General features: G+C 34.5%; 14 protein-coding genes. All 14 read left to right on the forward strand.

Translation table 11 applies throughout. From position 1 onward, the window contains the following. The first annotated feature begins 103 nt into the window (after positions 1 to 103). Positions 104 to 3,145: a SusC/RagA family TonB-linked outer membrane protein gene (locus tag QWY92_RS00765; RefSeq protein WP_290267856.1), complete on the forward strand. Its 3,042-nt coding sequence runs from the start codon at positions 104 to 106 to the stop codon at positions 3,143 to 3,145. A 12-nt stretch (positions 3,146 to 3,157) separates the two neighbouring features. Then, positions 3,158 to 4,750: a RagB/SusD family nutrient uptake outer membrane protein gene (locus QWY92_RS00770; protein ID WP_290267858.1), complete on the forward strand. Its 1,593-nt coding sequence runs from the start codon at positions 3,158 to 3,160 to the stop codon at positions 4,748 to 4,750. A gap of 229 nt (positions 4,751 to 4,979) precedes the next feature. Continuing rightward, complete coding sequence (locus QWY92_RS00775; RefSeq protein ID WP_290267861.1) at positions 4,980 to 7,136, forward strand: beta-xylosidase; 2,157 nt, start codon at positions 4,980 to 4,982, stop codon at positions 7,134 to 7,136. 47 nt (positions 7,137 to 7,183) lie between these two features. Continuing rightward, a complete protein-coding gene (locus tag QWY92_RS00780) occupies positions 7,184 to 8,032 on the forward strand; it encodes a hypothetical protein (protein ID WP_206672749.1) in 849 nt (282 codons plus the stop codon). A gap of 39 nt (positions 8,033 to 8,071) precedes the next feature. Next, on the forward strand, positions 8,072 to 8,773 hold the full coding sequence (locus tag QWY92_RS00785; protein ID WP_133966376.1) for a 3-keto-disaccharide hydrolase: 702 nt from the start codon (positions 8,072 to 8,074) through the stop codon (positions 8,771 to 8,773). Positions 8,774 to 8,840: 67 nt separating this feature from the next. Beyond that, a complete protein-coding gene (locus QWY92_RS00790) occupies positions 8,841 to 10,076 on the forward strand; it encodes an alginate lyase family protein (RefSeq protein ID WP_290267867.1) in 1,236 nt (411 codons plus the stop codon). Between the two features lie 11 nt (positions 10,077 to 10,087). Then, on the forward strand, positions 10,088 to 10,402 hold the full coding sequence (gene rhaM, locus QWY92_RS00795; RefSeq protein ID WP_282147917.1) for an L-rhamnose mutarotase: 315 nt from the start codon (positions 10,088 to 10,090) through the stop codon (positions 10,400 to 10,402). Between the two features lie 137 nt (positions 10,403 to 10,539). Continuing rightward, entirely contained in the window at positions 10,540 to 12,987 is a 2,448-nt protein-coding gene (locus QWY92_RS00800; protein ID WP_290267869.1) for a BNR-4 repeat-containing protein, read from the forward strand. Positions 12,988 to 13,160: 173 nt separating this feature from the next. Further along, positions 13,161 to 15,941, forward strand: coding sequence for an alpha-L-rhamnosidase (locus tag QWY92_RS00805; RefSeq protein ID WP_290267870.1), 2,781 nt, complete (start codon positions 13,161 to 13,163; stop codon positions 15,939 to 15,941). Continuing rightward, entirely contained in the window at positions 15,941 to 18,718 is a 2,778-nt protein-coding gene (locus QWY92_RS00810; RefSeq protein WP_290267871.1) for an alpha-L-rhamnosidase, read from the forward strand. The genes QWY92_RS00805 and QWY92_RS00810 overlap by 1 nt, the downstream gene beginning before the upstream one ends. Before the next feature lie 3 nt (positions 18,719 to 18,721). Continuing rightward, complete coding sequence (locus QWY92_RS00815) at positions 18,722 to 19,033, forward strand: hypothetical protein (protein ID WP_290267872.1); 312 nt, start codon at positions 18,722 to 18,724, stop codon at positions 19,031 to 19,033. A 3-nt stretch (positions 19,034 to 19,036) separates the two neighbouring features. After that, positions 19,037 to 20,566 carry a sulfatase family protein gene (locus tag QWY92_RS00820; RefSeq protein ID WP_290267873.1) on the forward strand — a complete coding sequence of 510 codons (1,530 nt, stop codon included), beginning with the start codon at positions 19,037 to 19,039 and terminating at the stop codon, positions 20,564 to 20,566. A 5-nt stretch (positions 20,567 to 20,571) separates the two neighbouring features. Then, the gene (locus QWY92_RS00825; RefSeq protein WP_290267874.1) at positions 20,572 to 22,008 is read left to right on the forward strand and encodes a sulfatase; all 1,437 of its coding nucleotides are present in this window, start codon (positions 20,572 to 20,574) and stop codon (positions 22,006 to 22,008) included. 37 nt (positions 22,009 to 22,045) lie between these two features. Beyond that, entirely contained in the window at positions 22,046 to 25,078 is a 3,033-nt protein-coding gene (locus tag QWY92_RS00830) for a glycoside hydrolase family 2 TIM barrel-domain containing protein (protein WP_290267875.1), read from the forward strand. Positions 25,079 to 25,090 lie beyond the last annotated feature (12 nt).

Consider the following 25,090-nt stretch of genomic DNA (forward strand, 5'->3'; position numbering starts at 1 on the left):
TTAAAGTTTTAAAATAAAGATAAGTTGTAAGCATGACAAAACAGGACAGTTAAGTATTTAGCACTTTCTATATTTATAAATATTAAACTAATAAACTAACTATATGAATCTAAAAATTAATTTCAAAACCCTTTTTGGGTATCGTAAAACTTGGTTGTCTGCAATCTTAATATTGTCTTGCATAACCATGACAAACGCTCAAACAGTATCTGGTACTGTAAAAGCAGACGGAGAACCACTACCTGGAGCCACCGTTATTGTTAAAGGAACATCCAAAGGAACAACGACTGATTTTGATGGGAACTTCACTGTAGATGCAAATGCTCAAACCGTTCTAGCCATCTCTTATGTAGGGTATTCAACTCAAGAAATTTTGGTGGGGAATCAAAATCAAATTAATGTAACATTAGAGCAAGATAACAAGTTAGATGAGGTGGTTGTTATTGGTTATGGAACACAGCGTAAATCAGATTTAACAGGGTCGGTTTCATCGGTAAGTTCAGAAGATTTAACTGCAGTTCCCGTATCTAGGGTCGATCAAGCCTTGCAAGGTCGAGCTTCTGGTGTTCAGGTTACACAAACTAGTGGTGCTCCTGGCGCAGGCACTGTTATTAGAGTAAGGGGAGGTAACTCTATTACGGGTAGTAATGAGCCGCTTTGGGTTATCGATGGTATTGTTGTTGGAACAAATTTCAACTTAAATAATATTAATAGTAATGACATTAAATCTATTGAGATTTTAAAAGATGCATCTTCCATTGCTATATATGGTTCTAGAGGAGCAAATGGTGTTGTTTTGGTTAGTACTAAAAATGGTGCTGGGGCAGGTTCAGGAAAACCTGAAATAAGTGTAAATGTCTATACAAGTACGCAATTAGTGCCCGAATTACCAGATATGCTTTCTCAAGCAGAACAAATTGCTTTTACAAATGAAAGTGCACGATTTAGATCGGCAGCAGAACCTTTTCCAAACGATCCATCAAGCTATCCTGATAATGATTGGTTTGATTTGCTTTTAGACCCATCTCCAATTTATAATGCCGATGTATCTATTTCTGGAGCAACAGATAATTTAAATTATTATACCTCTTTAAACTATTTCAATCAAGATGGACTAGTAAAAAGTACGGGTATCGAAAAATATATTTTCAGATCTAACTTAGATTATAAACTTAGTGATAAAGTAAAAGCAGGATTTAGAGTTAACTATTCAAGGATTGAACAAGATAATGGGAATGCAAACTTTGGTAATGCTTTTGCAACGCTTAGAACACAGCCTATTTATAATGATGATGGAACATTTAATGGTTTTGATGAGGTGGTAGGTTCGCCTTGGTCAAACCCGATAGCCAATATAGCTTTAAATACAAACGAAACATTTTCTAATAATTTGTTAGCATCGTTATATTTAGAATATAAGCCAGCTCCAAATTGGGTTATTCGATCAACATTTAGTCCGGAGTTTAATAACACAAAACAAAACAGGTTTACATCTAGCCAAAGTCCTCATTTACTTGTTGTAAATGACTTAGGCAGTGCAAGTGTAAGAACTGTTGCAAGTAGCGGGTGGAATAATGAAAATACCATTCAATACCAATCTGATTTTGGGGAGAATCATAGTGTAACGGCACTTGCTGGAGCATCTTTTCAAAAAGTGTCTACAGAAATAGCCGAGGCAGAAGCTTTTGGTATTACTAGTGATGCTACTGGTTTTAATAATCTAGGCTTTTCCGATCCTACACGAAGCGTAGTAAGTAGTGATTTTACAGGATTTCAAATCGCTTCTTTTTTCGGAAGGTTAAACTATGCCTATAAAGACAAATATCTTTTAACTTTAGTGGGAAGAACGGATGGTAGTTCGGTTTTTGCTGAAGGGAATAAATATGAATTTTACCCTTCAATTGCAGGAGCTTGGAAAATAACAGAAGAATCATTCATGGAAGACCAAGATGTATTTCAAGATTTAAAGCTAAGAGCTAGTTATGGTAAATCTGGTAATCAAGCCATTGATCCTTACAGAACAAAGGGAATCTTAGTTGAAGCTAATACGACACTTAATGGTGAAGAAAAACCGGGTTTAACATTAGGTAGACCTTCAAACCCTAATTTAATATGGGAAACTACAAATGCCTTAGACATCGCTTTAGAAGCATCTCTTTTTGGGGGTAAAATTTTTACAGAGCTAAATTATTATTATAAAAAAACGAATGATTTATTGTTAGACGTTACTATACCAAGACAAACAGGGTTTACAAGTCAGTTACAAAATGTAGGATCATTGGAGAATAAGGGATGGGAATTTCTTGTGAATTCAACAAACATTAGTAATACCAATTTCAATTGGAATTCTACTTTAACAGTATCATCTAACAAAAACAAAATTTTAGACCTTGGCGGTGCAGATTTTATAGATTTAACAGTCGATGCTATTTTGGGCTCTGGTAATACGCGATTAATAGTGGGAGAGTCTGTGCCTGTTTTCACAGGGGTACCCTTTTTAGGAACTTGGAAAAGTCAAGATGAAATTGATGCTTCAGGTTTAACAGACCCGCAAGTTGTTGGAGGATCTAAATTTGAAGATGTTAATGGCGATCATATTATTTCTAATGAAGATGCTGTTGTGTTGGGGAGTCCGCTTCCTGATTTTATCTTTGGATTTGAAAACTCATTTTCTTATAAAAACTGGGATTTTTCATTCTATTTTCAAGGAACCGTAGGTAACGAAGTGTATAATTTAAGAACACGAAATCATTACTTTAATAGAGGTGAAACTACTAAGTTTGCTGAGTTAGCGGATCGATGGACTCTAGATAATCCTACGTCTAATATTCCAAGAGCTGGTGCCGATTCGGTTACGGGAACCCCTCCAAATTCAGAATATGTTGAAGATGGGTCGTATTTACGTCTTAAAACTTTAAGATTAGCATATAATTTACCTGTTGATAAAATGGGATTGAACGGATTTAAAAATGCTACCATTTATTTTTCAGGGAGTAATTTGTTGTTGTTTTCTAACTTCAGATTAATTGATCCTGAGGCCAGTAATTTTGGAAGAAGTGGCCTAGGTAATATTGCACAAGGTTATAATGACGGTTCATATCCTAACCCAAGAGTTTTAACACTAGGTTTAAACGTAACATTTTAAAAATACATATAGATGAAAACAAAACATATATTTTTATACGTCGCCATTACAATTGCTTTTTTTAGTTGTGAGAGTTTCCTAGAGGAAGATCCTAAAGCAGTAATAGCACCCGAAACATTTTTTGCTTCAGAAAATGATGCAAGACAAGCCATGAATGGTGTTTATGGCATTTTAAAGAACAATTCTATTTACGGGCAAGTTGGCTTAGATGTTTTTTATGATAATGGTGCAGATATTATAGAACCCAATCGTGCGACAAATATTTTTGAGCCTATTGGGAATTATTCTATGAACGAAGCCATTGCCGATGTATCTGTGCAAAAAATGAGTGTGTCAGATACTTGGAAAGATTTATATAGGGTTATTAATAATGTAAATATTGTTATTGATAGGGTTACCGATAATGAAGCTATAACACCAGCCTCGCAATTGGATATTATTGCAGATGCAAGATTTGTAAGAGCGCTATCTTATTGGCATATAACAAACCTTTGGGGAGATGCACCGTATTACACAGAAGCTCTAGAAATAGATGAAGTTAAAGTTTTAGGAAGAACAGATGAAGCTACTATTATAAGTGGTGTTTTAGACGATTTACAATTTGCTCAAGCCAACTTGCAAGATGCTTATACCGGAGATAATAGTGGTAGAGCCTCTAAATGGGCTGCTGCTATAATTGAAGCAAAAATTTTAATGCAACAAGAACAATGGCAATTAGGATTAGATAAATGTATTGAGATTATTAATCAATCACCACATGCTTTGTTATCTAATTATGCAGATGTATTTGATCCAAAAAACGAATATAATTCAGAAATTATTTGGTCTTTAGACTTTGCTAAAGATATAAGAGGTCAATTTGAAGAAGGAACAGTAAGGGACGATGGTTCTTTACCTGCTGTTTTTGGTAATGGAAACTGGAGGCCAAGTATGTTTAGTCCGCGATTAAGAGATGAGCCTGCTAATAATGATGATAGTGATGCTTTAAAAGCAGCTTTAGCCGCAAATAACGAAGCGTTTAACGGAACGGGGTTGCAGGTGGCATCTAAAGATTTTGCGGAAAAGTTTCCTGCGAATGATTTAAGAAGAGCATTAAACATTCAAGATACTTACGCAGGTATTCAATTAAACTTTCCTTATATGTCTAAATTTTGGAATTTAGATGTGAACGATTCACCGCGATTTAATCACTCGGATAATAGATTAGTATTTCGTTTAGCAGATGTACATTTAATGGCTGCAGAGTGTGAAAACGAGCGTCCTGGAGGAAGTCCTATAGTAGCTTATAGTTACATAAAGGATTTAAGAGAACGTGCTTATACAAGTATAGTCGATGCAGAGATTATAAAAGGGCTTAGTCAACAAGCGTTTAGAGAAGCTATATACGATGAGCGTAAGTGGGAGTTAGCAGGAGAAGCTCACAGACGTTACGATTTAATTAGGTGGGGCATACTGTTCGATGTTGTAGAGAATTTAGAATACAGATTTTGGGACCCTTCTGCCAATATAAAATCATGGCATGTAAAATTGCCAATACCATTACAAGAACTGCAAACCAATCCAAATTTATTGCAGTCAGACCCAACTAATAATGGCTACAGATAAGAGTGTTTTTTAGTTTGTTACCTTTATTAAGGTCGAAATAATTGTATTTCGGCCTTAATGTTTTGTTTAAATAGTTATCCTCAAACTATTGCTGGAGATTTTTATAGTGTTTTGGTTATTCACGCAATACGAAGCTTAAATTTAAAACAGATAACAGTAAAGGAGCTTCTAATTACACGTCCAAAATGTTCCAGGAATTTGAAATTTTTAATAACTAAATATATTATTGATGAAAAAAATATGGTTAACAGCTCTATTGTTAGCAACATTGCTTACTAGTGAAGCACAAAACAATAAATCTGTAGAATCTAGATTAGATACAGAAATAAATGAACAAGTAGCTAAATTAATTAGCCAAATGACCTTAGAGGAAAAAATTGCTGAAATGACGCAAGATGCTCCGGCAAATGATAGATTGGGTATCCCTTTTATGAAATTTGGAGAAGGCTTACATGGACTTTGGTACGATGGCGTAACGGTGTATCCTCAAGCTATTGCGGCAGGTTCAACATGGGAGCCAAAATTAGTTGAAAAAATGGCTGAACAAACAGCCTTAGAAGCACGTGCTTTAAACATTACACATATTTATTCGCCTAATTTAGATGTTATTTCAGGAGACCCTAGATATGGCAGGGTAGAAGAATCATACGGAGAAGATCCTTATTTAGTATCAAGAATGGGCGTTGCATTTATTCAAGGTATGCAAGGTATGGGGGAAGAACAATTTGATAAAAATCATGTGGTAGCAACAGCGAAACACTTTGTGGGATATCCCGAAAATAGAAGAGGAATTAATGGTGGTTTTAGCGATATGTCGGAGCGCCGATTAAGAGAGGTTTTTTTACCTCCGTTTGAAGCCGCGGTAAAAGAGGGGGATATAGCCTGTATTATGCCTGGGCATCAGGATTTTAATGGCGTACCGTGCCATATGAATAGTTGGTTGTTAAATGATGTTTTAAGAGGAGAACTAGGATTTGACGGTTTTATAGTATCGGATAATAATGATGTGGGGAGATTACAAACCATGCATTACATAACAGAAACTAGAGCAGAAGCTGCTTTGTTGGGGTTAAAAGCAGGCGTGGATATGGATTTAGTTTTAGGTAAACCGTTAGACTTATATACTTATCATGCTACAGTTTTAAAGGATACCATCCAGAAAAATCCGGAATTAGTAAAATATATTGATAAAGCAACCTCTAGAATACTTAAAGCAAAATATAAATTAGGATTGTTTGATTCTAAATCAAAAGAAGTAAAAACAGATACTATAGTTAGCAAAAAGGAACATCAGGAATTTGCTTATGAAATGGCGAAAAAGGCGATTATTTTGCTAAAAAATGATAATAACCTATTGCCTTTAGATAAATCTAAAATAAAGTCTTTGGCCATTATTGGCCCTAATGCTACTGAATTACAGCCTAAAAAAGGCACCTATTCATTATTAGGAGGGTATTCTGGACTGCCACCTTATTATGTTTCTGTACTAGATGGTATTAAAAATAAGGTGGGAAAGGAGATAAAGATAAACTACGCAAAAGGCTGTGATTTATTAGGCGAATCTACACAAGGGATTTCTGAAGCCGTAGCGGCAGCCGAAAATTCAGATGCTGTAGTACTCGTGGTTGGAGGTTCTAGGCGGACAGCAGGAGAAGGTGTAGATCGTGAAAGTCTGGAATTATATGGGGTACAGAATGATTTGGTGGAAGCTATTCATAAAACAGGAAAACCTGTAATTGTAGTTTTAATAAATGGACGTCCATTATCTATTAATTATATAGCTGAAAATGTGCCTTCAATTTTAGAAACATGGTATTTAGGAATGCGTTCAGGAGACGCGATTGCAGATGCTCTTTTTGGTGATGTAAATCCTGGAGGGAAATTAACGGTTTCTTTTCCTCGTTCGGTAGGTCAAATTCCCGTAACGTATTTAGAACGTCCAGATTTTATTGGGTCTGGTAAAGGGCTATATAAAAATGCTGTTAAAACACCATTATTTCCATTTGGTTATGGGTTAAGTTATACAGCGTTTAATTACAGTAAACCAAAATTGGAAAAAGAAACCATTAATATGGACGGATTTACTACGGTATCGGTGGAGGTAACTAACACGGGACAAAGAACCGGAGATGAGGTTGTGCAAATGTATGTGCGCGACGATTATGCTTCTGTAGGCCGTTACCTTAAAATGTTAAAAGGGTTTAAGCGTATTACCTTAAAGCCAGGAGAAACTAAAACTGTTAGTTTTAAACTTGGTTTTGACGAATTAAATATTTTAAACCAAGACCTGAAAAAAGTTGTGGAACCTGGAACTTTTACTATTTCTGTAGGAGCTTCTTCTAAAGTTGAAGATTTAAAAACGATTACCCTAAAGGTTAAATCATAATTTAAAAAATAAGTTACAGTACATTTTTAAAACAGATATTTATAGATATGGACAAATTAGTTTTAATGGTATTTGCCATTTTAGTTGTGGGTTCGGTAACAGCACAAACCGTAATTAATGCGCCCAGCGGAAGAGTAGCTATAGTGGCAGATGGCAATTCACCAGATCCAGACGATTTGGGAGGTACAGCCGTTTCCATAGCTTTGCTTAAAGCAACAGGCCTAGAAAATAGGTTGGTACACTATTCCCACAGTTGCGATTTGGTAAGAGTAGATAGAATTTCAGAAGCAGCAGAATACGAAAGGCACGCCATGATGCAAACGGCCTGCGATGGAACTGCACGGCGATGGGGAGGTTTTGATCATTTAACCTTTTTTGATGCCAAGTGGCAATTGGACGAAACTATTAAAGATTTAAGTAATGCTATAAATGCTTCTTCAGAAAAGGACCCACTTTGGATTATTGAAGCAGGCGAGCCTGATATTATAGGCTTTGCATTGGAGGCTTCGCTAAAAGAGAAGCTCCAATTCGTGAAAGTGATAACGCATCATCCTGCAAATGACGATGCTGGTGATTTTTATAAATGGCAGGATATTTTAGATTTTGGTATTGAAGAAGTTCGTATATCTGATCAAAATATCAATTTAAAAGTGGATCAATCTCAATGGAATTGGGCTATGAACCATCCCGATCATCGCATTCAGTTTGTTTGGCTTATGGGGAAAATGGCAGAAATAGATAATGTGGTGAAGTTTCAAAAAGGAAAATGGGATTGTTCGGATGCCGGTATGGTGCTATATTGGATAACAGGGGCTAATGTAAATAAGGGATTGCAGCAAGGTTCTGTAGCGGTTGTTAAAACCTTGTTAGAAGGGGGGATTTCAAAAAAAAACTAAATAAAAATCACATCAAGTATTCACGAGAAAAATTAGACAATGATAAAAAATAAGTTGGTATTAATTGCCGTATTGGTTTTTACGTTAAATGTAATTGCCCAAGATAATACTCAAATAAAAAAAGTACAACTATTAAATAATGATAAAGAGCCTCAATTAAATAGCGGGGAATTTATAGCTTTATTTAATGGGAAGAATTTAGATGGCTGGGAATCTAAACAGGGAACTATGAAATTTGAAGTAAAGAATAGTGAGATTGTAGGAACTTGTAGCGAGGGACCGAGTACTTTTTTATGTACAGAAAAAGAGTATGTAGATTTTATTTTTACTTGTGAAACAAAATGGGAAGTAGATGGTAATACAGGAGTTCAAGTCCGTTCCATAATTCAAAAGGATTCAAATCGAAATACAGTTATTGGTCCCCAGGTAGAAATGGAGGATTTAGCAAAAAAAGGGCGCGGTTGGTCTGGAGGGATTTATGGTCAGAATTGTGGAGGATGGTTTTACCCTTTAAAAGCTCCTGAACACGAAATTCATAAAAATGTTATAGATAGAAGTACCTGGAATCGTGTAACGGTAAAAGTAAAAGGAAATGTATTTAAAACTTGGATAAATGGAGTTCCGGCAGCACATTGGATAGATAAAAATAATGAATACCCAAAAGGATTTATTGGACTGCAAGTTCATGGTGGTAAACAAGGGGTTATTCATTGGAGAAACCTTAAAATTAAGGAGCTTTAATAAAAAAACATTTCAAAGTTTAAACAGTTTGTTTTTTCATATGTAATTAATAAAAAGATTTTAAAATATGAGTCGTACTATGTTTAAAACAGTGGTTTTATCACTCTTAATGGGGGTAACGGTTTCTGGTAATTGTAATATACAAGCTAAACCGGATGAAAATAAAAATGGGTTTAAAGACAGTTTGTCGCTTTTAGACTGTAGTAAATTAGAGGCTGTTAAAAATAAGTTAGAAGCCCCAGAGTATGCTAATGTGTATAGCGATTTGGTGAAAAGTGCTAATAAGCAATTAGAAGATAAAGCCTTATCAGTGGTTCAAAAAACACAAATACCACCAAGTGGAGATAAACATGATTATATATCGTATGGTCCTTATTGGTGGCCAAATCCAGATAAACTAGATGGATTGCCGTGGATAAGGAAAGATGGACAGATAAATCCGCTTACGCGTGAAGGAAATACAGATTTTGAAAGCAAAAATGTTATGTTTGGAAATATTACTAACCTGTCTTTGGCTTATTTTTTTTCAGATGAAGAAAAATATGGGAAAAAGGCTTTAGAGTTTCTTAAAGTATGGTTTGTAAACAATGAAACAAAAATGAACCCTAATTTAAATTTTGCTCAAGGTATTCCAGGGATAAATACAGGGCGAGGTATTGGGATTATTGAGTTTGCAGGAGTAACAAATATTATAACGGCTATAGAGATTTTAGAGTTAAAAAATACAATAGACAAGGAAACAAGTAAACAATTAAGGCTTTGGTTTACAAAATACCTTTATTGGTTACAAACTAGCGAAAATGGCATTTTTGAGAAAAACACCAAAAACAATCATGGGGTATGGTATGATGTTCAGGAGGTAAGTATACTTATGTTTTTAAATAAAAATGAAGAGGCTAAAGCTGTACTTGAAACCGTTAAAACTAAGCGTATAGCAACACAAATAGAACCAAATGGAAGTCAGCCACACGAATTAGCACGAACAAAAGCACTTTCGTATAGTACCATGAGTTTAAGAGGGTTTACACAATTGGCATACTTCGGAAAAAGATTAGGGGTCGATTTATGGAACTATCAAGCAAAAAACGGCGCTAGTATAAAAAAAGCCTTTGAGTTTTTAAAACCTTATGCCTTAGAAGAGAAAAAATGGGAACATCAACAAATAAGTAGTGTTAAAAAAGCACTCCAAGGTCTAAATAGTTTGTTTTTAATGGCCGGAAGTCAATTTAATGTTGGTGAATACTGTGCCATAGGAAAACCTAAAGATGGTGTTTATTCTAACCTATTATATCACTGTAACTAAATATATTTTTTATGCAAAGATTAGCTTTTAGAATGAAATTGAATGAAGGTCAGAAAGAGGCCTATAAAGAACGTCATGACAAGTTGTGGCCAGAGTTAAAACAATTGTTAAAAGAGAATGGAGTGAGTGATTATTCTATATTTTTAGACGAAGAAACCAATATGCTTTTCGCTTTTCAAAAGGTTTCGGGCAAAGGAGGCTCTCAAGATTTAGCCAAAAACGACATAGTAAAAAAATGGTGGGATTTTATGGCAGATATTATGGAGGTACATCCCGATAATTCTCCTGTTTCTGTTCCTTTAGAGGAATTGTTTTATATGGAATAGTAAGCTTAGACTATCAAGAAGTTAACGGCTTTAGTTATCTTATTCATAATTTAAATTACACCCCTACAAAGCAGTATAGATATGTTCTAGTCTCTAATTAAATTTATAGACTAAAATAAACTAAATAAATACTTATAATGCTTTATAATGAAAAAAAATACTTAGTAAATATTGTTAGTTATAAACCTGTACAAATATTTATAATACTCCTATGCACATTTATTTCACAGGCACAGGTTGTATTAGAAAATGAAATTAAAATAACCGATTTAGGTTTGCATTTCGATGGAAGTCAAGTAACAACTAGTGCTACAAATACAGGAGATGCCGCACCCTATGATTTTTATTTTGGAAGAAATATTTCAGCTCATGGCGACTGTATTACAACGTATAATGAGTATGTTTTCATGACGTGGTACAGAGGCGGGAAAGCAGACCGCCATGTTATGTTAACCCGTTACAACACCAATACAGGAACCATGGCGACCATAGAGTTTCCGCATCGCCATACGGGGTATCAAAATAAATGGTGGATTGGAGAATCTCATAACACTATTGCTATAGGAGTAAGCCCTTTAAATGGAACAATCCATTTATTGTACGATATGCATTCTTATGACAATTCAAGACCTTCAGATGGTAGTTTAAGTGACGATTATTTTAGATATTCCTATTCCATAGCCAATGCTGCTGCATTACCTGATGTAGACTTCACATTAGATAAGTTTGTACAAAATACTAGCGGTGGATATAAACATTTAAGTCTTAATGGTGGAGTAGATTATAACAATTTTTCGGCACTTACGTATCCTAAGTTTTTCTTGAACAATTCGGGAGATTTATTTATGTACATGAGAGAGGGCGGAAATAATAATGGAGCATATAAATTTTCTAAATATAATGCAAGTACATCCACATGGTCTAGTTTTACCCATTTTAACGTGTTAAACGCAAAGAATCAACCAGGAATAACCTACAATTGGGGGCTTTATGGCGATATAAAATATGTTAACGGTAAAATGCGTATCGGTTTTCAGCGAAGATCTCAAGATAATAACGATAAGTACATATATCAAAATGGGGTGTATTATGCGTACTCCGATGATCAAAATGGCTTTACAGGCTGGAAGAACCACCAAGGACAAAGTTTCAGTTTACCATTATATGATGCCGATTTTATCAAAGTAATGGAGCCTGGAGATTATGTGCAAGGTACCAATGCAAATTCAATAAATATTGTTCAAGATTTTGATTGGACTGTTACCGAAAATGGGGATGTTCATATTATAAGCAGGGTAAAAGACAATCAATATAATATTACAAAATATTTACACACCTATAAACCTGCTGGAGCAACAGATTTTATAACCTCGGAAGATTTCTCGGGAGCAGAAGCTATTTATACTGCAGGGGACGATATCTTTATCATTGGATTAACTGGAGGTAGAGTTTATGTAGAAAAGGCACAAGGCGGTACCAATAATTTTACACGGGTCTATCAGGCTATTTCTGGTAAAACCTTCGATCATGGGCAAGTGTATATCGCTAATGGTAAATTGTATTATTATTTGATGGAAAACAGCTCAGGCAATGCTCAACCACTATATCTTCAAGTGATAGATTTAGGAATTGTATTAGAACCTTTTAGGGTAACTATAACATCTCCGTCAAACGACGAAACTTTTGATATTGGAGAAACGGTTCAAATTTCTGCTAATGCTACCGATGAAAATGGAAGTATTTCAAAAGTAGAATTTAGAGTTAATGGCGTCTCTTTGGATGAAGATACTACAAGTCCATACACTGTTAATTGGGCTCCCGAGACCGAGGGAACTTATACCGTTCAAGCTATAGCTTACAATGCAAGTAATAAAACGGTGTCTTCTCCCGCAATTACTGTTCATTTTCAAGTTAATGATCCAACAGATTTAACAGGTAGTATTTACAGATTGAAAAATTTTGTAACCGAACAGTATTTAGATTCTGAAGGTGCCAATGTTGTTGCTAGTGTATCCAGTAATGGTACCGATAAAGAATGGGAGTTTGTTAAGGCAGGAGATTATTATAATATTGAAAGTAAAACAGATCGCGGTATCCTGAGGGCTGCAGGTAATCCAGTTGGCGATATTATAAATACAGCATTTTCTGCACCTCGTGAAGATTCCGATAAACAATGGACTATTATTTATGAAAACGATGGCGCGTATCGTTTTAAAACCCGAAATGGGAATAGATATTTGTACCACAATGCCAACGGGATTATTGAACACTCTGAAAATACAGACGATAGGAGTAAATGGATTATAGAGGCTGCAACGCTAAACATAGATGATAAAGCACTTAAATCATCATCATTAAAAGTGTATCCTAACCCGGCTCGTAATAAATTTATACTCGTTTTATCAGGTTTTAATAGCGCAACAGTAACTATTTATGATATTTTGGGAAAGCCTGTTTATAAAAGTTCAACAAATAGTAATCGTTTAGAGATAGAAAACCAGGGCAGGTTTAAAAAAGGTGTTTATTTTATTGAAGTTTTGGATGTGTACCAAAGGATAAACCGAACAAAACTTGTAGTGAAATAATTTTATAATAAAGGTATGTATTATTCCTTTTTTTGTAATAGCTCCTCATGAAACGAGATAAAGCAGGACAGTTTTTATATAAAAAATAAACATCTTAGCTTTTTAAGCTTTATCTGTTTTTTTGGAGTTGTGAATAGCTTAAGATAATCGTGTTTTTAACCTAAATATTATATATGAAGTTAGAGTATTTTTTCGTTTTAGTCATTAGTTCCATAATAAGTTTTTGTTCGTTTTCATGTGAAAAAAAAAATGTTGAGGCTCCGTATGCTCTAACCATTTCTGAAGGATTTATAAATCCAATTGGGTTTTATGATAGTAGGCCCACTTTGTCTTGGAAATTACCAGTTTCAGAACAAGTTAAGTCACAAACAGCTTATCAGGTAGTTTTAGCATCTTCAGAAGAACTATTGCCAAATAATCCAGATTTATGGGATTCCAATAAACAAGATAGTGAACAAGTTAGTTTTATAAAATATCAAGGTAAAGTATTAGAATCTAGACAAAAAGTGTATTGGCAAGTGCGCTATTGGAACGAGAATGACGAGGTATCGGAGTGGAGTGAAGCAAACACTTTTGAATTAGGTTTATTGCATAATAAAGATTGGAAAGCAAAATGGACCGGTCTAGATACTGCTAAAGATAGTATCAAAGGTGTTCGAAAGTTTTTAATACATAAACCTCAGTATTTAAGAAAAGGTTTTACATTACCTAACCATGTAGAATATGCTAGATTATATATTACTGCTAAGGGCATTTTCGATGTGCATTTAAATGATGAAAATGTTAGTGATGATGTGATGCCTCCGGGTTGGACACCGTATAATCACCGTATAGAAACCTTGACATACAATGTTACTGATTTTTTAGAAATAGGTAAAAATGTTATAGCAGTAGAGCTGGCTACTGGATGGCATTCAGGAAGAATTAGTAGAGGCAAAGCGCTTTACGATAATGTTGCATCTCCAAAAGTATTATGTCAGTTAGAAATAACCTTAAAAGACGGTTCAAAACAAACTATTTTATCAGACGAAAGTTGGAAAGGTACAACCAATGGGCCAATTAGATTAGCTGGTATTTATGATGGAGAAACTTACAATGCTAATTTTGAAATCCCCAATTGGTCAACTTCAAATTTTGATGATGTGTCATGGCAAAATGTAGAAGTTGAACCTATTTCCGATGATGTTAAACTAGAGCCTAAACGTCACACTACAGTAAAAAACAAAACAATTATAAAAGATGTAGAGATTGTTTCAGTAAAGGAAAATTCGGTAATATTCAACTTAAAGCAAAACATGGTAGGCATTCCAAATGTTAAAGTGCCAATGAAAAAAGGAGATACTTTAACAATTCGTTTTTCTGAAATGTTGTTGAATGATGGAACATTTTATACCACAAATTACCGTTCAGCACAATCAACCGATTATTATATCGCAGCTGCGGATGGTATTATAGAATACAAACCAAAATTTACATTCCACGGATTTCAGTTTGTAGAATTAAGCGGATTTGATAAAGAGGCAAAGCCCGAGACAACTTGGGTTGAAGGAATCGTGCAACATTCAGATTTTGAAAAAAATGGAACATTTACTTCATCGCACCATAAATTAAATCAACTGCAAAGTAATATAACATGGGGGCTACGCGATAACTTTTTCGATGTTCCAACAGATTGTCCGCAACGTGATGAGCGTTTAGGGTGGACTGGAGATGCACAAGTAATTTCTCCAACGGCTATGTTTAATTTTAATACACATGCTTTTTGGGCAGCCTGGTTGCAAAGTATGAGAGAAACTCAGTCTGAACATAACAATGGTTTAATTCCTTTCATAATTCCAGATGTACTACAAAATAATAATGGAAGTTCTGGTTGGGGAGATGCAGGTGTTATTATCCCTTGGGATATTTATAATATCACAGGAGATATAAGTGTACTTGAAGAAAATTACGATATGTCCAAAAAGTGGGTTAGCTATTATCAATCTAAGGCTGAAAATTATATTCCCAATATGTATTCTTTTGCCGATTGGTTGCAACCCTATCCAGAAAAAACAGGTAAAATAGGAAATAGAGGCGATACACCCAAAGAGTTGATTAATACAGCTTATTTTGCACATTCGGCCCATTTAGTCTCCAAAATGGCTCGAGTTTTGGGAAAAACAGAAGAAGAGAAAATATACAAAAAGTTATATAAAGAAGTGGCTAATGCTTTTGAAAACACCTTTTTTGATAACGGAAAGTTTACAGGCAAAAAACAAACACAAACAAGTTATTTATTAGCAATCTATTTTGATTTACTAAAACCAGAAACTAAAGTAAAAGCACAAAAACAGTTGCTTGAGGAGATAAAAAATACCAATAACCACTTAGGAACTGGTTTTTTGGGAACACCACTATTGCCAAAGGTACTTGATGATATGGGAGAAATAGATTTGATGTATAAAATTCTATTTAAAGAAACATATCCATCTTGGTTTTACTCTATTAATCAAGGTGCAACTACTATGTGGGAACGTTGGAATAGTTACAGTAAAGCAGAAGGGTACAATCCGCAAAGTATGAATAGTTTAAACCATTATGCTTATGGTGCCGTTGGACAATGGATGTATGAGCGTATTGCTGGCATTGCATCTTTAGAGCCGGGTTATAAAAAAATAAGAATTGCTCCCATACCTAATACTGATTTTTTAAATTCTGCTTCTGCAAGTTTAAATACACCATACGGAAAAGCTTCTTCTTCATGGAAAATTGAAAATAAAACGTTTCAATTGGAAGTTGTTGTTGCTCCAAATACATCAGCAGAAGTTCATATGCCATATGGAAGTATTGAAAATCTATATGTAAACGGAAATCCTTTTAAAGCTACTTCAAATATAAAATTAATACATAGCGATAAAGAATTTTTCGTGATTTCAGTAAATTCAGGAACCTATAAATTTCAAACTAAACTTTAATGAATACAAACATGTTTAAATATCTTTTTTCTGCAATGTGTTGCTTTATTTTATTTTTTCAAGTATCATGTAAAGAACCACAAACTCTAGGAAGTCCTAAAAATTTAACGGTTTCAGAAGGTTTTGAAAACCCTTTAGGATTTTACAATAGTAAGCCTAGTTTTTCATGGCAATTGCCTGTTTTGGACGAAGTGAAAAACCAAACCGCTTATCAAATAGTTGCAGCTACTAACCCAGAATTACTTCCAAACAATCCAGATGTATGGGACTCTAATAAACAAGAGTCTAGACAATCCACTTGGATTAATTATCAAGGAAAAGCACTAAAGTCGAGACAAAAAGTATATTGGCAAGTTAAATATTGGAACCAAGATGATATAGCTTCAGAATGGAGTGAAATTAAAAACTTTGAATTAGGACTATTATGTAATAGTGAATGGCATGCAAAATGGATAGGTCTAGACACTAAAAAAGAAAAGATTTTAGGGAGTCAAGAAAATATAATTCATAGAGTACAATATTTAAGAAAAGGTTTCGAATTGTCTGCTGAGGTGGCTTCTGCAAGATTATATATTACAGCAAAGGGCGTGTTTGATGTGGCTATAAACGGAGAAGATGTGAGTGATGATGTGATGCCTCCTGGATACACACCATACAAAGCACGTTTAGAGACTATAACGTACGATGTAACTGGTTTAATCGTGTCGGGACAAAATACAATTGGAGTAGAACTGGCTGCCGGGTGGCACTCAGGGAGATTAGGTTGGAAGAAATCTCTATGGATTGATACAGAATCCCCAAAGGTGTTGTGCCAGTTAGAACTAACAATGAAAGATGGTTCAAAACAAATGATTCTTTCTGATGAAGGTTGGGAAGGAACTACAAACGGACCAATTAGAATTTCTGAAATTTATGATGGTGAAACTTACGATGCTAATTTGGAAATGAGTGGTTGGGCTACTAATAATTTTAATGATAAAAATTGGGAATCTGTAGAGGCGTTTCCTGTTTCTAACGATATACGCTTAGAGCCTAAAAGACATACCACCGTTAAAACTAAAATTGAATTAGCCACCAAAGAGATAATTGAAAAAGATGGAGCTGTTATTTTCGATTTAAAACAAAATATGGTAGGAGTTCCATTGTTGAAAGTTCCGATGAAAAAAGGACAAACATTAAAAGTTCGATTTGCAGAAATGTTGTCGCCAGATGGTACTTTCTACACGGAGAATTACAGAAGTGCCCAGTCTACAAATTATTATACAGCATCAAAAGATGGCGTTGTAGAATGGATGCCAAAATTTACATTTCATGGATTTCGATATGTGGAATTAAGCGGATTTGATACTTCAAAAACACCTTCAAAAAACTGGGTTACAGGGTTAGTGCAATATTCGGATTTTGAACAAAGCGGAACATTTGCATCGTCTCATGAAAAATTAAACCAACTTCAAAACAATATTGTTTGGGGCTTACGTGGCAACTTTTTTGATATTCCAACCGATTGCCCACAACGTGATGAACGTATGGGGTGGACCGGAGACGCTCAAGTTTTTGGGCCTACATCAATGTTTAATGCCGATGTTTATAAATTTTGGGCAAGTTGGTTGCAAAGTGTACGAGAATCTCAATATGATAATGGCGGAATTCCTTGGGTAGTGCCAGATGTTCTATTTAACAATAAAGTAAGTGCCGGATGGGGCGATGTATGTACCATTATTCCTTGGGAAATTTACTTTAGAACAGGAGATAAAAAAATCTTAGAAGAAAACTTTGAAACCATGAAAAGATGGGTAGCCTATCATGAAACAAGGTCTAAAGATTATATTTCTTCTATGGATGGTTTTGCCGATTGGTTACAGCCGCTTCCTGCAAATGGCAATAATAAAGGAGATACATCCCACAGTTTAATTGGTACTGCTTTTTTTGCACATTCAGCAAATTTAACAGCAAAAACGGCGAAAGCTTTAGGTAAAACAGATGCCTTTAAAAAGTATAATACTTTGTACAAAAATGTATCAAAGGCTTTTGAAACTGAGTTTTTTGATGAAAATGGAAAAGTAAAAGAAGGTACAGCAACTCAAACTTCTTATTTATTAGGCTTGGCTTTTGGTTTAATCTCTGAAGATAATAAAGCTAAAGCAAAAAAGTATCTTTTAGAAAAAATAACAGAAGCCGACAATCATTTAAGAACAGGTTTTTTAGGAACTCCTTTATTGTCTGAAGTTTTAGATGAAACTGGAGAAATAGATTTGATGTATAAACTATTATTCAATGAAACCTATCCATCATGGTTTTATTCTATCAATCAAGGTGCTACAACTATTTGGGAACGTTGGAATAGTTATAGCAAAACAGACGGATTTAATCCGCAAAAAATGAATAGTTTAAACCATTATGCTTACGGAGCAATTGGAGAATGGATGTACGAGCGTATAGCGGGTATTGCACCTTTAGAACCAGGCTATAAAATCATTAGAATAGCACCAGTTCCGGGAGAACCGTTAACTTCAGCCTCAGCTAACTTAAATACACCTTACGGGGAGGTGGTATCTGCTTGGGAGATAAAGGATAAGGGCTTTTTCTTAAATGTTACTGTGCCACCAAATACTAAAGCCGTAATAGAAATTCAAGCAAATACATCTCAAGAAATTTTTGTTAATGGTGAGGTATTTAAAGAAAGTGAAAATCTTAAATTAATAAAGAAAGGAACAAGCGTTTTCAAGCTATCTGCACAATCTGGTTCTTATAATTTTCAAACAACAATTAAAGAATAAAAAATGAAAATAAATACAACCTTCTCCATTGTTTTAGCAGTGTTAATTAGTTTGTCAAGTTGTAACGATGTAAATAAAAAGGAATTAACTAAAGATATTGAAACCCGTAAAAAGCCAAACATCGTTTTTATTTTAACCGATCAATGGAGAGGTTCTGCTTTAGGTTATGCCGGTAATCCCGATGTTAAAACACCACATTTAGATGCCTTTGCAAAAACGTCTGTAAATCTTAAATTAATAAAGAAAGGAACAAGCGTTTTCAAGCTATCTGCACAATCTGGTTCTTATAATTTTCAAACAACAATTAAAGAATAAAAAATGAAAATAAATACAACCTTCTCCATTGTTTTAGCAGTGTTAATTAGTTTGTCAAGTTGTAACGATGTAAATAAAAAGGAATTAACTAAAGATATTGAAACCCGTAAAAAGCCAAACATCGTTTTTATTTTAACCGATCAATGGAGAGGTTCTGCTTTAGGTTATGCCGGTAATCCCGATGTTAAAACACCACATTTAGATGCCTTTGCAAAAACGTCTGTAAATTTTACTAATGCAGTATCTGTTACTCCCGTTTGTACGCCACATAGAGCGGCTTTACTAACTGGTAAATTTCCCACGACTACAGGTATGTTTTTAAACGATCTGTATTTACCTTCAGAAGAATTATGTATGGCGGAAATTTTAAAGGAAGAAGGTTACAATACCGCCTATTGGGGGAAATGGCATTTGGATGGGCATGGAAGATCAACGTATATTCCAAAAGAAAGGCGCCAAGGTTTTGATTTTTGGAAAGCCCTAGAATGTTCTCATAACTACACAAAAATGCCCTATTATGATAATGAAAATACGGAGTTAAAACATTGGGGTGAATATTCTCCATTTGCTATTGTTAAAGATGCTAATCAATACTTAACGAAGCATGCTAATGATGAAAACCCATTTTTAGCTTTTATCTCTATAGCTACCCCGCATTATCCTCATAATAGTGCACCAAAGAAATACAAAGACATGTATTCACCTGATGCATTAACTCTAAACCCTAATGTGCCTGAGGAATTTAAAGAAAGAAGTCGTAAAGAGTTACAGGGGTATTATGCACATGCCACGGCAACAGATGAGGCTATTGGTAAGGTTATAGCTAAAATCAAGGAGTTAAATTTGTCTGATAATACCATCATTGTTTTTACTGCCGACCATGGTGAAATGATGGGAGCACATGGGGTAAAGCCCTTTGTAAAACAATTGGCATGGGACGAATCTATTAGAGTTCCGTTTTTAATAAAATACCCTGGTATGGACAAGCAGAAAGGAGCGGTAATTAATGCGCCACTTACTACACCAGATATATTACCATCGCTACTAAGCCTGATCAATATTAAAATCCCTGATGATATAGAAGGTGAAAATCTTTCAGAATTAATTAAGAATCCAAACCCAGAATTTGATCGTGCTGCTTTGGTTATGAATGTTGCCCCTTTCGGTTCTAATTACAACGATTCTCCATATCGAGCTATAAAAACTAAGCAATATACTTATGCTAGAACACCTAAAGGACCAACTATGCTTTTTGATAATTTAAGCGATCCGTATCAAATGCATAATTTACTTGGTAAATCAGAATTTACGGAACTTCAAAATGAGTTAGACACAAAACTTAATGTAGCGCTGAAAAAACTAGGAGATGATTTTAAAACACGAGAAGCATATTTGAAAGAATGGGGCTATATGTTAGATGAAAAGAAAAAAGCAATTCCTTATTGGGGCTTTGATGAAGGTAAAGGAGTTGTTAAAGATTTAGGTAAAAGACGCATGGATGTGCAATCACCAAAAAAAAAAAATAAGATATGAAAAATATGATGTGGATATTTGTTTTTGCTCTGAGTTTAGCTTCATGTACTTATGCACAGCAAGTTCAGCCCAATATATTGATGTTTTATGTTGATGATTTAAGAGCAGAGTTGGGGTGTTACGGAAGTGAAACAGCAATAACTCCTAATATAGATAAATTAGCAGCAGAAGGAATTCTGTTCAATAAAGCATATACACAACAAGCTATTTGTGCCCCTTCTAGAATGAGTACTTTAACGGGTTTACGCCCAGAATCTTTAGGGATTTATAGTATTTTTACACCTCTTCGTAAAGTTCATAAAAATGTGGTTTCAATGCCACAATTTTTTAATAAAATAGGCTATAAAACAGTAAGTATTGGTAAGGTATATCATCATAGTTCTGATGATAAAAAAGAATGGTCTATCTATTTTGAAAAAGAACCAAATACTTATAATAACCCAGATAATCTGGCATTAATAGAGCAATTAAAAGCCGAGGGTAAAAAGTCTTTAAACGGACCCGCTTTTGAAAATGCAGATGTAGAAGACGAAGCTTATAAAGATGGCCGCGTATCAAAATACGCCATAGAAACATTAAAGAAGGTTAAAGATGATAAATTCTTAATGTTTGTAGGTTTAAGTAAACCACACTTACCATTTAATGCGCCCAAAAAATATTGGGATTTATATGATAGAAATAATTTTAAAATTCCCTCTATAGAAAAACCTAAAGATGCTTACAGATTAGCATTAACTCAGTGGGGCGAGTTAAGAGGGTATCAAGGTATACCTAAAGAAGGCGATTTAGATGATGATTTAACCCAAACTTTAATTCATGGTTATCACGCTTCGATTAGTTATATAGATGCTCAAGTAGGTAAAGTTATGAATACTCTAGAAGAATTAGATTTACGCAAAAACACCATGGTTATTTTTATGAGCGATCATGGGTATAAAATAGGTGAATATGGAGCTTGGTGTAAACATTCTAATCTAGAAATTGATGTTAGAGTTCCGTTAATAATTAGTAGAGAAACGGGCCATAAACATAGAGTTGTTGGCAAAACATCCGATGCCTTAGTAGAAAATGTAGATATTTTTCCAACTTTAATTGAATTATGTGGATTAGAAGGTCCAAAAGGGGAAGGAAGAAGCTTACTTTCTGTAATTGATAATCCAAAAAAACGATGGGATAAAGTGGCAACAAGTGTGTATGCTAGAGGAAAAAAAATAATGGGTTGTACGGCAACAGATGGTGAGTGGCGTTATACAGAATGGAGAAATTCTCAAACTAACGAAGTTCTTCAAGCTGAATTATACGAACATAAAAAAAGCCTTTTATCTTATGTTAATTTATCTGGAAACAAAAAATATAAGAAAGTTGAACGTAGAATGAAAATGCTTTTAGAAATACAATTTCCTGGGGATAAACCATTCTTGCAAAAAGATATTCCTAGGTAGAATATAAAATTAGTTTAAATCAACACACTATTGTAATATGAAAAAGCATTTTATAATAATACTTTCTATAATGCTATTGTCGTTGGAACTTTTTTCGCAACGTGCTGAAATAAATTTCAATAACAATTGGTTATTTATTCTAGAAGATAACCTGTCTTTTTCAAAAGAAAATTTTGATGATTCTAGTTGGAAAACGCTAAATGTTCCGCACGATTGGTCTTTTGAAAAAGGTGTTCGTAAAGGAGGAGATCAAGGTCAAGGTGGGGGTTATCATGATGGAGGTATTGGTTGGTATAGAAAAGATTTCAATATAAAAAAAGAAAGTTTATCCAAAGTAACCTACATCAATTTTGATGGGGTTTACATGAATAGCGAAGTTTGGATAAATGGCAACCATTTAGGGAAACGACCTTATGGCTACATTAGTTTTAGATACGATATTTCAAAGTATTTAAAACAAGGTGAAAATAATATTGCTGTAAGAGTTGATAATAGTTTAGAGCCATCGGCACGTTGGTATCATCCTTGTGGAATTTATGCCCCAGTAAAATTAGTAGTCGTAAATCCAACGCATTTTAAACCCAATAGTATTTTTATAAAAACGCCTTCTATTAAAGAAGATAAAGCAACTGTTTCTATTGACGCAGAAATTAATGGCGATGTAAACAAGCTAAAATATGAAGTAAAATTGTTTTCTCCAGAGGGAAAAGAATTGACTGAAAAAATTGAAAGCTTAAAAGGATCAAATCCAACTTATCAATTTGAAATAGAAAACCCACAATTATGGAGTCCAGAAACGCCAACCTTATATAGAGCTATTACCAAAATTTTAGAGGGTAAAAAAGTAATTGACGAGGTAGAAACAACATTTGGCTTTAAAACGGTAAAATGGGAAACTAAAACAGGTTTTTGGTTAAATGGCGAAAACGTAAAATTAAAAGGTGTTTGTGAGCATTGGGAAGGCGGACCTGTTGGAGGCGCTTGGACAAAGCCAATGTTACGCTGGAAATTACAATCTTTAAAAGATATGGGCATCAATGCCATTCGACCATCTCATAACCCAACTCCGCCAATGTTTTATGATTTATGTGATGAAATAGGTCTGTTGGTGATGGATGAAATTTTTGATGGATGGCACAAAAAAGCACCTCAAGATTATGGCAAACAAGCCTTTGATGAATGGTGGCAACGCGATGTAAAAGAATGGATTACCAGAGACAGAAATCATCCAAGTATTTTTGTGTGGAGTTTAGGTAACGAAACCCATAGTGATGTTGCACCAGAATTGGTGAAATTCGGAAAAAGTTTAGACCCAACACGATTATTTACATCAGGCGCAGGAAATCCAGAAGATATGGATATTACAGGTGTTAACGGAGGGTCAGAAACCAAATCGTTTATAGAAAGTAAAACCTTTGATAAACCATTTATTTCTACCGAAGCGCCACATACTTGGCAAACAAGAGGTTATTACAGAACACAAACTTGGTGGCGAGATAACGAATTACCAGGAACTTACGAATTGCCAAATTTAACCGAAAAAGAAATCTTTTTTTATGAAGGAATCAACCCTAAAAATTGGCGAAACAGAAAACAAAGTTTCAATTCGTCTTACGATAATGCTACGGTAAGAGTATCAGCTAGAAAATACTGGGAAGTAATGCGAGATAATCCTTGGCATAGTGGTCATTTCCGTTGGACAGGTTTCGATTATTATGGTGAAGCAGGTTTAGTACATGGAGGTTTACCATTTAATTTATTTATGGGAGGTGCTTTAGATGTAGCAGGATTTAAAAAAGATTTGTTTTATTTCTATCAAAGTCAATGGACCAAAGAAACTATGATTCACATGCTTCCTCATTGGACGCATCCCAGAATGGAAAAAGGAACGATTATTCCGGTTTGGGTATATTCTAATGCAGATGAAGTTGAATTATTTTTAAATGGAAAATCACTTGGAAAAGACAAACCAGGAACTGTTTGGAACGAAATGCAATGCGAATGGATGGTACCTTATCAAGACGGAAAACTAGAAGCCGTGGCATACATTGGTGGTAAAGAGGTAAAACGCACGTCTTTTTCAACCAGCAAGCAACCATCAAAATTAAAGACAAGTATTCAAAAGTTAGCTGCCGAAGATTCTTTTACCACAAGTTATATTATCAGTTCAGAAGGATTAGACGAAAATGATAATTTATATCCCTACGGCGAAAATAAAGTTTACTATAATATTCAAGGTGATGTAAAGAAAATTTCTATGGAAAATGGAAATCCTATTGACCCTACAAGTAGAACAAAATCAGATTTTAGAGCCTTGTTTTTCGGGAAAACGAGATTGTTTTTAAGAGCGTTACCAAATGCAGAAAAAGCTTCACTAATAACAGCTTCAATTTTAGGAGATAAGGCATTATACACTTCAAATAAAATATCCATTGATGCCAAACAGATTCAAGTTTTTGGGACTTCAAATATAGATGATTTAGAAATTCTTTATACTGTAAATGGCGAAAATCCAAAAACAAAAGGTGTTATTTATAAAGGTGCTTTTAAAGTTGCAGATGCTACAATAGTAAAAGCAGTAGTAAAACAAAATGGCAAAGTTGTTTTAAATATGGAAGAAACCTTTGGTAAAAACAAAGGCTTATTTTGGGGAAACGAACACTCTAAAGATATGTGGATAGGAAGAGGGGTAAACATTTCTGCGGAAGAAGGTGTTTTAGAAGGTGATGCAAAAGTTAGTAAGCAGGCACACCGTTATAAAGGTAGTGGATTTGTAAGGTTTGATGGTAAAGAAGGCGCTATAACGTTCTATCAAGAAAACGATGGTGAAGAAGGTGATTATAGTATGCGTTTTAGGTATATGCATAATAATGAAGGGGAATTACATACCATGAAGTTATATCTAAACGATGAGTTTATAAGAACTCTAGAATTTAAACCAACTGGAGGTTGGGAAAAAGAATGGAAATTCGTTCCTGCCATATTAAGACTTAAAGCCGGAGCAAATAATATTAGGATTGAAACAGCTGGCCACAGCGGACCCTTTATTGATGAGTTGTTTATTGATTAAGGTAAAAATTAA

Origin of the sequence: Algibacter miyuki (genome assembly GCF_030409805.1) — a bacterium.
Taxonomy (GTDB): domain Bacteria; phylum Bacteroidota; class Bacteroidia; order Flavobacteriales; family Flavobacteriaceae; genus Algibacter; species Algibacter miyuki.

Excerpts from the sequence above, each read along its gene's own strand:
- QWY92_RS00765 (WP_290267856.1), top strand. The coding sequence starts at position 104 with ATGAATCTAAAAATTAATTTCAAAACCCTTTTTGGGTATCGTAAAACT.
- QWY92_RS00770 (WP_290267858.1), top strand. The coding sequence starts at position 3,158 with ATGAAAACAAAACATATATTTTTATACGTCGCCATTACAATTGCTTTT.
- QWY92_RS00775 (WP_290267861.1), top strand. The coding sequence starts at position 4,980 with ATGAAAAAAATATGGTTAACAGCTCTATTGTTAGCAACATTGCTTACT.
- QWY92_RS00780 (WP_206672749.1), top strand. The coding sequence starts at position 7,184 with ATGGACAAATTAGTTTTAATGGTATTTGCCATTTTAGTTGTGGGTTCG.
- QWY92_RS00785 (WP_133966376.1), top strand. The coding sequence starts at position 8,072 with ATGATAAAAAATAAGTTGGTATTAATTGCCGTATTGGTTTTTACGTTA.
- QWY92_RS00790 (WP_290267867.1), top strand. The coding sequence starts at position 8,841 with ATGAGTCGTACTATGTTTAAAACAGTGGTTTTATCACTCTTAATGGGG.
- rhaM (WP_282147917.1), top strand. The coding sequence starts at position 10,088 with ATGCAAAGATTAGCTTTTAGAATGAAATTGAATGAAGGTCAGAAAGAG.
- QWY92_RS00800 (WP_290267869.1), top strand. The coding sequence starts at position 10,540 with ATGCTTTATAATGAAAAAAAATACTTAGTAAATATTGTTAGTTATAAA.
- QWY92_RS00805 (WP_290267870.1), top strand. The coding sequence starts at position 13,161 with ATGAAGTTAGAGTATTTTTTCGTTTTAGTCATTAGTTCCATAATAAGT.
- QWY92_RS00810 (WP_290267871.1), top strand. The coding sequence starts at position 15,941 with ATGAATACAAACATGTTTAAATATCTTTTTTCTGCAATGTGTTGCTTT.
- QWY92_RS00815 (WP_290267872.1), top strand. The coding sequence starts at position 18,722 with ATGAAAATAAATACAACCTTCTCCATTGTTTTAGCAGTGTTAATTAGT.
- QWY92_RS00820 (WP_290267873.1), top strand. The coding sequence starts at position 19,037 with ATGAAAATAAATACAACCTTCTCCATTGTTTTAGCAGTGTTAATTAGT.
- QWY92_RS00825 (WP_290267874.1), top strand. The coding sequence starts at position 20,572 with ATGATGTGGATATTTGTTTTTGCTCTGAGTTTAGCTTCATGTACTTAT.
- QWY92_RS00830 (WP_290267875.1), top strand. The coding sequence starts at position 22,046 with ATGAAAAAGCATTTTATAATAATACTTTCTATAATGCTATTGTCGTTG.